The organism is Streptomyces sp. CA-278952 (assembly GCF_028747205.1).
In the GTDB taxonomy this organism is placed as follows: domain Bacteria; phylum Actinomycetota; class Actinomycetes; order Streptomycetales; family Streptomycetaceae; genus Streptomyces.
On sequence record NZ_CP112880.1, the window covers coordinates 7,244,661 to 7,255,797 of the forward strand.

The window sequence follows — 11,137 nt, forward strand, 5'->3', positions numbered from 1 at the left end:
CCTATGCCTTTAGCGCGAGAGTTCGTCGTCGAGGGCGTCGAACAAGTCGCCGTCGGAGAGGGATTCCAGGTCGTCGCCGACGTGGTCGGAGGAGTCCTGCACTGAGTTCCACTTGCGCAGCAGCGCTTCCAGACGGGCCGCGATGCGCGCGTGCGTTCTGCTGTCTCCGGTGAACGCGGACATCGCCGCGTCCATCCGGTCGGCGTCCTCCAGGATGCGGACGTCCAGAGCGGCCTCCTCGGGCACGAGGTGCGCCAAGAGGTGGTGGATGACCGCTTCCGGAGTGGGGTGATCGAAGATCAGCGTGGCGGACAGCCGCAGCCCGGTGATCCTGTTCAGCCGGTTGCGCAGTTCCACGGAGGTCAGCGAGTCGAACCCGAGGACCTTGAACTCCTCGGTGAGGTCGATCCCTTCGGGCTTCGCATGCCCGAGTACGGAGGCGACCTCGGCCCGCACCGCTTCTCCGAGCAGCTCCTGACGGCCCTGCTGTGACAGCGGGCCGAGCTGTCCGGGCCACGAAGCCGCCGCCGACGCGGCAGGAGCGAGGGACGCGCGGCGTGCGGGAACACGTACCAGTTCCCGCAGGACCGCCGGTACGTCGTCGGCCGACGACGTACCGGCGCGCAGCCTCCGCAGGTCCAGCGGCAGTGGTGCCACCAGCGCCTCCGTGCCACGCCACGAGGCGTCGAAGAGCTCCATGCCCTGCGCGCTGGGGAGTGCTCCGATGCCGGATCGCTCCAGCCGCTCCAGATCGGTGTGCCCCAGGTGCCCGGAGATCGCACTGGTCTCCTCCCAGAGTCCCCAGGCCAGTGAGGTGGCGGGCAGTCCGTGGGCTCTGCGGTGTTGGGCGAGGGCGTCGAGGAAGGAGTTGGCGGCGGCGTAGTTGGCCTGGCCGGCGTTGCCGAGGAGTCCGGCGACGGAGGAGTAGAGGACGAACGCGGACAGGTCGAGGTTCCGGGTCAGCTCGTGCAGGTGCCAGGCCGCGTCGACCTTGGGCCGTAGCACGGTGTGCAGCCGGGGCGCGGTGAGGGTTTCCAGTACGGCGTCGTCGGTGATGCCCGCGGTGTGGACGACGGCGGTGAGGGGGTGCTGCGGTGGGACGGTGGACAGGAGGTGGGCGAGTGCGTCGCGGTCCGCGGTGTCGCAGGCGGTGATGGTCACCTGGGCGCCGAGTGCGGTGAGTTCGTCGTGCAGTGTGTCGGCGCCTGCGGCGGTGGGGCCGCTGCGGCTGGTCAGCAGCAGCCGGGTCACCCCGTGCCGGGTGACGAGGTGGCGTGCGAGCAGTGCGCCGAGCGTGCCGGTGCCACCGGTGATCAGGACCGTGCCCGCAGGGTCGGGGTCACTCGGCAGCATCAGCACGACCTTGCCGATGTGGCGGGCCTGGCTCAGGTGGCGGAACGCCTCCTGAGCCCGCCGGATGTCCCACACCGTGATCGGCAGGGTCTCCAGCACCCCGCCCTCGAACAGCTCCACCAGGGCGACCAGCATCTGCTGGATGCGGTCCGGGGACACCCGGGTCAGATCGAACGACTGGTAGGACACTCCGGGCAGCGACTCCGGGTCGCGGATGTCCGTCTTGCCCATCTCCAGGAACCGTCCGCCGGGTCGCAGCAGCCGCAGCGACGCGTCCACGAATTCGTTGGCCAGGGAGTTCAGTACGACGTCGAAGCCGCCCTCTCCCAGCTCCCGGCCGAAACTCCGCTCGAAGTCGAGGTCACGGGAGGAAGCGATGTGCCGGTCGTCCAGACCCAGCGCGCGCAGGGTGTCCCACTTGCCGGAACTCGCGGTGCCGAACACCTCCGCGCCCAGGTGGTGCGCCAGCTGTGTGGCAGCCATCCCGACTCCGCCCGCCGCCGCGTGCACCAGCAGCCGTTCGCCCCGCCGCAGCGCCCCGAGGTCCATCAGCGCGTGGTAGGCCGTCAGGAATACGGCGGGCACCGAAGCCGCTCTGGCGAACGTCCAGCCGTCCGGCATCCGTACGAGCATCCTCGCGTCCGCGACCGCGACCGGCCCGAACGCACCGGACAGCAACCCCATCACCCGATCGCCCGGCGCCAGTTCCCGCACGCCGGCCCCGACCTCGATGACCACGCCCGCACCCTCTATCCCGGGCGGGCCCGCCTCGCCGGGATAGAGGCCCAGCGCGTTCAGCGCGTCCCGGAAGTTCAGTCCGGCGGCGCGTACGGAGATCCGTACCTGCCCCGGCTCCAGCGGTGCGGACGAGGCCGAGTGCGCGGTGAGCGTCAGACGGTCCAGCGAGCCGTCGGGCGACACCTCCATACGCCAGGCGGGCTCGCCCTCGGGCGCCGCGAGCAGTCCTCTGGTGACGTGCCTGGTCAGCCGGGCGGCGCTGACCGTCGCGCCTCGCAGGGCGAGTTGGGGCTCGCCGCTGTGGAGCACCGCGGACAGTGCCGTGCGCAGCAGCCCCGGCCGACCGGCGAGCCTGCGGTGGTCGTCGACGTCGAGCAGGACGAAGCGGCCCGGGTGTTCGTTCTGCGCCGCACGCAGCAGCCCCCACAGCGCGGACATCGCCACGTCGGTGACGCCCTCGCCGTCGCCGACCGCCGTCGCCCCCCGCGTGAGCACGACCAGCCGCGAACCGGTCACCGGCGACGCCGAGGCCAGCCACTGCTGAACGAGCCCCAGCACCCGCCGCGTCGCGGCGTGCGCGTCGGCGACCACCCCGGCGTCCGGGTCGCGCAGGCAGGGCACGAGTACGGCCGAGGGAACGACGGCGCCCTCCTCGAGGGATCGCTCCAGGGCGGCGAGGTCGCGATGGGCGACCGCGCCCGTGGCGACCAGGAAGTCGGAGCCGATGACGGCCACGGCCTCCGCTCCCGTACCCGGCGGACCGAAGGCGTCGGCGGCATCGTCCGCATCGGCGGCGTCGAACCCTGAGATCTCGCTCCAGCCCAGCCGGAACAGCGACTTGTGGTCGCGGGCCGCACCGGAGGCGGTGGTGGGAGTGAAGGCGCGCAGGGTCAGCGACGCCACCTCGGCGATCACCGCGCCGGAGGGGTCCGCGAGCACGACCGACACCGCGTCCGGGCCGGCCGGCCGCAGGCGCGCCCTGGCCACGGTGGCCCCCGTGGCCCACACACTCACTCCGGCCCAGACGAACGGCAACCGCATCTCCTTGGCATCCAGCACCAGCAGGTGCAGGGCGGCGTCCAGGAGTGCGGGGTGGATGCCGTAGCCGGTGGTGTCGAGACCGTCGGGGAGGCAGAGATCCGCGTAGACGTCCTCACCGTCGCGCCAGGCGGCGGTGACTCCCTGGAAGGCGGGGCCGTACCGGTAGCCGCCTTCCGTGAGGTCGGCGTAGAGCCTGCGCGTGTCCACCGCGTTCGCGCCGTCGGGCAGCCGCACCTCGGGCAACGGCGGCCGGTCGGGTGTGCCACCGCTGGTCAGCACACCGGAGGCATGCAGGGTCCAGGCGCTCTCCAGGGGCCCCTGCGGATCGTCGCCGGAGGTACGGGAATGGATCGCCACCGCCCATCCGCCGTCCTCCAGGGGCTCGGTCTCCACATGGAGGTTGACGTCCGCGTCGGGGGCCAGGACGAGGGGTGCCGCCAGGGTGAGTTCCTCCACCCGGTCGGCGCCGACCCGGCCGCTGACCTCCGTCGCCAGGTCGACGAGTGCGGTGCCGGGCAGCAGTACCGAGTCGCCGATGGTGTGATCGGCGAGCCAGGGATGCGTACGCAGGGAGATCCGGCCTGTCAGCAGCCACCCCCGCCCGTCGGGGCGGGGTGCCGCGGCGCCCAGCAGAGGGTGCTCCACACCGTCGAGCCCGGACGAGGACACGTCGGGAGCGGGGGATTCCTCCAGCCAGTAGGAGTCCCGCTGGAACGCGTAGGTGGGCAGGTCCGTCCGGGAGGCTCCGGGGAAGACGGCCGACGGATCGAGCGCCGCGCCCTGCGCCATGGCGTGCGCGAGCACCGCCGCCACCGTCTGCCCCTCCTCGTGCGGGGCACGCAGGGAGGGCACGGCGACGATGTCCCGTTCCCCGGCCGCACCGGTGTCGCTCAGGCAGACCTGAACCATGCCGGTCAGCACGCCGTCGGGCCCCAGCTCGACGAACACGGTCGCGCCCTGCTCGACCAGCGTCGCGACTCCGTCGCCGAACCGCACCGGTCGGCGCATGTGCGTCACCCAGTAGTCGGGCGACCGCAGTTGGCCGGTGGTGGCGAGGCGGCCCGTCACGTTCGATACGACCGCGATGCCCGGCTCCTCGAACCGCAGATACTGAAGAACCTCGCCGAACTCCGTCAACGCACTGTCCATGTGCGCCGAGTGGAAGGCGTGGCTGACCTGGAGCCGCTTGGTCTTGCGGCCCGCGCCGGCGAAGTGTGCCGAGACCTCGTCGGCGGCGTCCGCGTCGCCGGAGACGACCACCGACTGCGGGCCGTTGACGGCGGCTACCGAGAGTCGTCCTTCGTACGTCGCGAGGGCACTCAGTACCTCGTCCTCGGTCGCCTGTACGGCGACCATCGCACCGTCGTCCCGTGCGGCTTCCATCAACCGGCCCCTTGCCACCACCAGTACGGCGGCGTCCGCCAGGGCGAGGACACCGGACACATGGGCGGCCGTCACCTCGCCGATGGAGTGGCCGAGCAGCAGATCGGGGCGCAGACCGTAGTGCTCCATCAGCCGGAACAGAGCCGTCTCGACCGCGAACAGGGACGCCTGCGCGTAGAGCGTCCGGTTCAGCAGCCCGGCGTCCGTTCCGAAGACCACGTCGCGCAACGCACGCGGGAGCCCGGCGTCGTCCAGCTCCCCGCACACCGCGTCGAACGCCTCGGCGAACACCGGTGAGGACGCGTACAACTCCCGGCCCATGTGCAGCCGTTGTGCACCCTGGCCGGTGAACAGGAACGCGACCTTGGGGGCTGCCTTCCCTGACGCGGAGGCGGACCGGATCAGGCCGGGGTGCGGTGTGTCGTCGGCGAGTGCGCGGAGTGCGCTGTGGTGGTCGTGGGTGGTGAGGAGGGCGCGGTGGGCGAAGCGGGTGCGGCCGGTGGCGAGGGTGTGCGCGATGTCGGCGGGGCGGGTCTCGGGGTGGGCCGTGAGGTGGGCGGCGAGCCGGGCGGCCTGGTCCTGGAGGGCTTGTGGGGTCTTGGCCGAGAGGATCCAGGGAGCGGGCGGGGCGGAGTCGGGGTCGAGCAGGTGGCCGGAGTCGGCGCCGGGGGTGGCCTGCTCGGTCTGCTCGGGCTCGGGTTCGCCCTGTTCGAGGATGAGGTGTGCGTTGGTGCCGCTGATGCCGAAGGAGGAGATGCCTGCTCGTCGGGGCCGGTTCTGGTCGGGCCAGGGGAGGGGGTCGGTGAGGAGTTCGAGTTGTCCTTGGGTCCAGTCGATCTTTGTGGTGGGCTGGTCGACGTGGAGGGTCCGGGGGAGGGTGGCGTGTTCCATCGCTTTGATCATTTTGATGACGCCGCCGACGCCTGCGGCGGCTTGGGTGTGGCCGATGTTCGATTTGAGTGAGCCGAGGTAGACGGGGGTGTCCGTGGTTCGTTCCTGGCCGTAGGTGTTGAGGAGGGCCTGGGCTTCGATGGGGTCGCCGAGGGTGGTGCCGGTGCCGTGGGCTTCGATGGCGTCGATGTCGGCGGGCAGGAGGTTGGCGTCGGTGAGTGCGGTGCGGATGACGCGTTCCTGGGAGGGGCCGTGGGGTGCGGTGAGGCCGTTGCTGGCGCCGTCCTGGTTGGTGGCGGTGCCGCGGATGAGGGCCAGGATCCGGTGTCCGTTGGCTTGTGCTCGTGAGAGGGGTTCGAGGAGGAGCAGGCCGCTGCCTTCGGCGAAGCCGGTGCCGTGTGCGGATTGGGCGAAGGCGCGGCAGCGTCCGTCCGCCGACAGCCCGCGTCGGCGGCTGAATTCGATCAGGGTCCGGGGGGTGGCCATGACGGTCGCGCCGCCGGCCAGTGCCATGGTGCACTCGCCCCTGCGGAGCGATTGGACCGCCAGGTGGATGGCCACCAGGGACGAGGAGCAGGCGGTGTCCACGGAGACCGCCGGGCCCTCCAGGCCCAGCGTGTAGGAGATACGCCCCGACGCCACACTGCCCTCGTTGCCGGTGAGGAGGTGCCCCTCGAGTTCGACGGGAACGTGCCGGGGCGCATAGCCGCCCTGCATCAGGCCGGTGAAGACTCCGGTGTCGCTGCCGCGCAGCGAGGTGGGGTCGATCCCTGCCCGCTCGACCGCCTCCCACGCGTTCTCCAGCAGCAACCGCTGCTGCGGATCCATCGCCGCGGCCTCCACCGGGCTGATCCCGAAGAACCCCGCGTCGAAACGGTCCGCCTCGTGCAGGAAACCACCACCCGACGCGTACACCTTCCCGGTCCGCGACGGGTCGGGGTCAGCGTCGTACAACTCCTCCAGGTCCCACCCGCGCCCCGTCGGGAACCCCGACACCGCGTCCCGGCCCTCGCGCACCAACTCCCACAAGTCCTCCGGAGACTCCACACCCCCAGGGAACCGGCACGCCATCCCCACCACCGCAACCGGCTCGGCGTCGTCGGTCGGCCCGGGCGTCTCGGCTGCTGCGTCCCGGGTGCCGCCGCCGGCCTCGATGCGCAGCCGCTCCGCGAGCCGGGCGGGCGTCGGATGGTTGAAGATCAGGGTGGGGGAGAGGGACAAGCCGGTCGCGGCGCTCAGCCGCTCAAGGAACTGGACCGCGCCCAGGGAGTCGAAGCCCAGGTCCTTGAACGTCCGGGAGACATCCACGGATTGTGCACCGGCGTGCCCCAGCACGGCCGCGGCCTCCGTCCGTACGCGCGCGAGCAGCTCCTCCTCGCTCATCGCCCGCACCCGACGGCCGTACTCCGAGGTGTCGCTTCCCGGCTCCGCCCCGGAGTCCGGGTGGGCCGACGGCGCGGGCGCCGTGCGGACCTGTTCGTGTCGCCAGTTCGCCAGTGCGGGCAGCACGTTCCGCAGCGCGGTCTGCTGCTCGTGGTCCATGCCGAGCGTGTCGGCCAGCGCGGTGACGTCGGCGCGCTCCACCGCCTCCCAGAAGGGCAGCTCGGCGGAGGGGGTGGCGGTGCCGCTCGGCAGCCAGTACGGCTGCCGCTGGAAGCGGTACGTCGGCAGAGCGACCTTGCGCGTGGGGCGTCCGGCGAACGCCGCACGCCAGTCCACCTCCACACCGTGCACATGGAGCTGTGCCAGGGACGTCAGCAGTCGGCGCCGGCCGCCTTCGTCGCGCCGCAGCGTGCCGACGACCGTCGCCCGCGACGGCTGTCCGGCCGGTGCCGGCCGACCGGCACCGGTGTCGGCCAGAGTCTGCTGGAGGGCCGGAGTGAGCACAGGGTGCGGGCTGACTTCGACGAAGGTGTGATGCCCGTGCTCGACCAGCGCCCGGGTCGTGGTCTCCAGCTGTACGGTCCGGCGCAGGCTCTCGTACCAGTACTCGCCGGTCAGCTCCGACGTGTCCATGGCCGCGGCGCGCACGGGAGAGTAGAACGTGAGTGCGCCGTCACAGGGGACGATGTCGGCGAGGTCCGCCAGGAGTTCGTCGCGGAGCACCTCCACATCGGCGGAGTGCGAGGCGTAGTCGACCGGGATCATGCGTGCCCAGACGCCCTCGGTCTCGTAGGCCGCCACCAGTTCCTCGACGTCGCGCGGGGCCCCGGAGACCACCGTGGAGGAGGGGCCGTTGACGGCCGCTATCTCGACCCGCGAGGAGTCGGCACCCGCTGCGGACGCCCGGTCCGCCAGCCGTGCCCGTACCTGATCCACCGGCAGCGAGAGGGTGGCCATGGCACCGCTGCCGGCCAGTCGTCCCAGCGCCTTGCTGCGCAGGGCCACCACCTTCGCCGAGTCCTCCAGGGACAGTGCGCCGGCGACGTGCGCGGCTGCGATCTCGCCCTGGGAGTGGCCTACGACCGCATCCGGGCGGATGCCGAACGATCGCCACACGTCGCTCAGCGCGACCATGACGGCCCACAGGGCCGGTTGCACCACGTCGACGCGTTCCAGCGGCGGAGCGCCCGGCGCCCCGATCAGCACCTCGCGCAACGACCAGTCCACAAACGGTGCCAACGCACGCTCGCACAGGGCGATCCGCTCCCGGAACGCGGGCGAGGAAGCCAGGAGTTCCCGCGCCATGCCGGGCCACTGCGAGCCCTGCCCGGGGAAGACGAACACGGTCTTGCCGGTGTCCCGGACGATGCCCTGGACGAGCGCCGCGTCGGAGGTGTCCGCGGCGATGGCGGCCAGCGCGCGGCCGCACTCGGCACGGTCGGCGGCCAGGACCACGGCGCGGTGCTCCCACCCGGCGCGCGTGGTGGCGAGCGCGTGGGCGGTGTCGGCCGGGAGGAGGCCGGGGGCAGCGGTGAACTCCCGCAGCCGCTCCGCCTGCGCGCGCAGTGCCGGAGCGGTCCGCCCCGAGAGGACCCAGGGCAGAACGCCGTCGGCCCCTTCCCCTTCCTCGGCGCCCGCGGCACCGTCCGGTGCGTTGCTCCCGTCGCGGGCCGCCGCCGGGGCCTCGGCCACCACCACATGGCAGTTGGTGCCGCCCATGCCGAATGAACTCACCCCGGCGACCAGCGGTCCCTCGGCGGCCGGCCACTCCTCGGAATGCGTCAGCACCCGCATGTTCCACTCGTCGAGCGGGATGTCGGGGTGCGGTGTCTCGAAGTTGAGGCTCGGCACGAGTCGACGGTGCTGGAGGCACAACGCCGTCTTCACCAGGCCGACCACTCCTGCGGCTGCTTCGAGATGGCCCACATTGGTCTTGACCGAGCCCACGAGCAGGGGGCGTTCGCACGTTCGTGCGCTTCCGATCACCTCTCCCAGCGCCGCCGCTTCCACGGGGTCGCCGACCTTGGTACCGGTGCCGTGCAGTTCCACGTACCGCACCTGGCTGGGTCCGATGCCGGCACGCTGCTGGGCGAGCCGCAGCACCTCTTCCTGCGCGGACTGACGGGGGACCGTGAGCCCGCTGCCACCGCCGTCGTTGTTCAGGGCACTGCCCCGTATGACGCAGTACACCCGGTCGCCGTCCGCCAGGGCCCGCGAGAGCGGCTTGAGCACGACGATCGCCCCGCCCTCGCCGCGCACGTATCCGTTCGCTCGCGCGTCGAAGGTGTGGCACCGGCCGTCGGGAGAGAGAGCGCCGAGCCCGGCCATGCCGTAGGCGGACTCGGGTACGAGGTTGAGGTGCACGCCACCGGCCAGGGCCAGCGTCGACTCGCCACTGCGCAGGCTCCCGCAGGCCATGTGGACGGTGGCCAGCGACGAGGCCTGGCCCGCGTCGACGGTCAGGCTCGGCCCGCTCAGCCCGAGCAGGTAGGAGAGGCGATTGGCGATGATGCCCCGCTGGGTTCCCGCGACCGCGTGCGGAGTCCGCGCCGCCAGGCCCGAACGGTCCAGCAGCAGGGAGTAGTCGTGGGAGGCGGCCCCGATGAACACTCCGGTCCTGCCCTCGTGCCACTCCCCGGACACGATCCCGGAGTCCTCCAGCGCCTCCCAGCCCAGCTCCAGGGCGAGCCGTTGCTGGGGGTCCATCGCGGCGGCCTCTCGCGGGGAGATACCGAAGAACTCCGCGTCGAATTGCTCGACGCCGGCCAGGAATCCGCCGAGCCGCGCACTGTGGAGCTGCTGCCGGGTCCAGCCGCCGGGCACCTCCGGGGAATCGGCCTCCGGGTAACCGCGCGAAGCGGGAACCTCACAGATCGCGTTCCCGCCCCGGGACAACAGGTGCCACAGCTCCCCGGGGTCGGCGGCCTGCGGCAGTCGACACGACATTCCGACCACCGCGATGGGGATGTCCGGGGTCACGAGGCGGTCAGGAGTCGCATCAGAGTCCTGTGGGCGCGATCCGGTCACACCGTGCAGTTCACTCATTACGTCCCTTTTCAGTCTGGAGATGCACGGGTGGCCGCACGTCCGTGCCCCATCGGATGCCTGATGTGGCTACAGCACGGTCCTGGGGCACGCGAAGTGAACTGCGTCTGACCGGCATGCCCCCCGTGCCGACCGACTGCGCTCGATAGCTCGCCCCGGGGGGAGAGAATCGTGCCAGGTGGAGGGTGCTCCGCATATGCTGATCCTGACCCGGACGACACTGCCACGCCGCCCCCTGCTCCGGGCAAGGGTTGACGGGCCGCAAGAGGAAGGATTCAGCCAGTTGCACAGGTTGCCGGAAAAATCGTGCCAAGAACTTGAATATGCCCTGCCCTCTCGCTCTTTGGCCCCCCGGGCTCTGCTTCGTGAGGAACTGTTTATCCGAATTGAACCTTTTCCGCACCGAGTGACGGCATCCGGATCTTGTCGGAAAGCGATTCCCACGATTCACGCCACAGGAAGATGCGCCACACGGCAGGGCGAGTCGACGGGCAGAGGTGGAATTTCCTGCGAGTCACGTCGGCTTGCTGTACTCTGCATCGACGCCTGCGACCCCCTGCCGAGAAACAAGTGACCGTGCGACAGAAGAAGTCAGACAGCAGGGACGGGCGGAGCCTCGGGAGCGAGGGGAGGGTGAGTGAATTGAGGAATCGACATTTTGGCCTCATTGCTACCTTGGCGGCAGTAGCGCTCATTGCGGATCTGATCACCAAGCAGATCGCTTTGGCGCATTTCTCCCTCGCGGAGCCGGTAAGCACCCTCGGTGGGTTCCTGAAGTTCACCCGAGTTTCCAACTCGGGGGCCGCCTTCTCCCTCGGTGAAGACACGACATGGCTGTTCAGTACAGCCAAACTCGTCGTCATCATCGTTATTCTCTGGATTTCCCGCCGCGTACGTGTCCCCATCTGGGCCGTGATCTTCGGTCTTGTGGTAGGTGGCGCGTCCGGAAACCTGGTGGACCGCGTATTCCGCCCGCCGTCCCCCTTCCAGGGCGAAGTCATCGACTGGATCCAGCTTCCCAACTGGCCCGTTTTCAACATCGCCGACATGGCCGTGGTCTGCGGTGGCGCGCTGGCGGTATGGGCCAGCTTCCGCGGTATCAACCTGGACGGCTCGATCGAGACGAAGCCGGCCGAGGAGGAGAAAAAGGGCTGACCCGAGCCCAACGGGGGCGGGACGAGGGGCGCCCCGGGAGCGACGCCGAAATGGCCATGTAGGCAGCTCCGTTCGGGCTCCTTGGCTGCGGGCTCCTCAAGGCGACGGCGGGCGGCCGGCTGCCGCTTCCCGCGGACGAGGCGGGCGC

2 protein-coding genes are annotated in these 11,137 nt (G+C 71.0%); one reads left to right on the top strand and one right to left on the bottom strand.

Annotated features, from left to right (window positions below; translation table 11 throughout):
- Window positions 1-9 precede the first annotated feature (9 nt).
- Entirely contained in the window at window positions 10-9,834 is a 9,825-nt protein-coding gene (locus tag N7925_RS31815; protein ID WP_274345898.1) for a type I polyketide synthase, read from the bottom strand.
- A 633-nt stretch (window positions 9,835-10,467) separates the two neighbouring features.
- Here N7925_RS31815 and lspA point away from each other — a divergent pair.
- Window positions 10,468-10,989, top strand: a complete 522-nt coding sequence (gene lspA / locus N7925_RS31820) for a signal peptidase II (RefSeq protein WP_265602919.1) — start codon at window positions 10,468-10,470, stop codon at window positions 10,987-10,989.
- Window positions 10,990-11,137 lie beyond the last annotated feature (148 nt).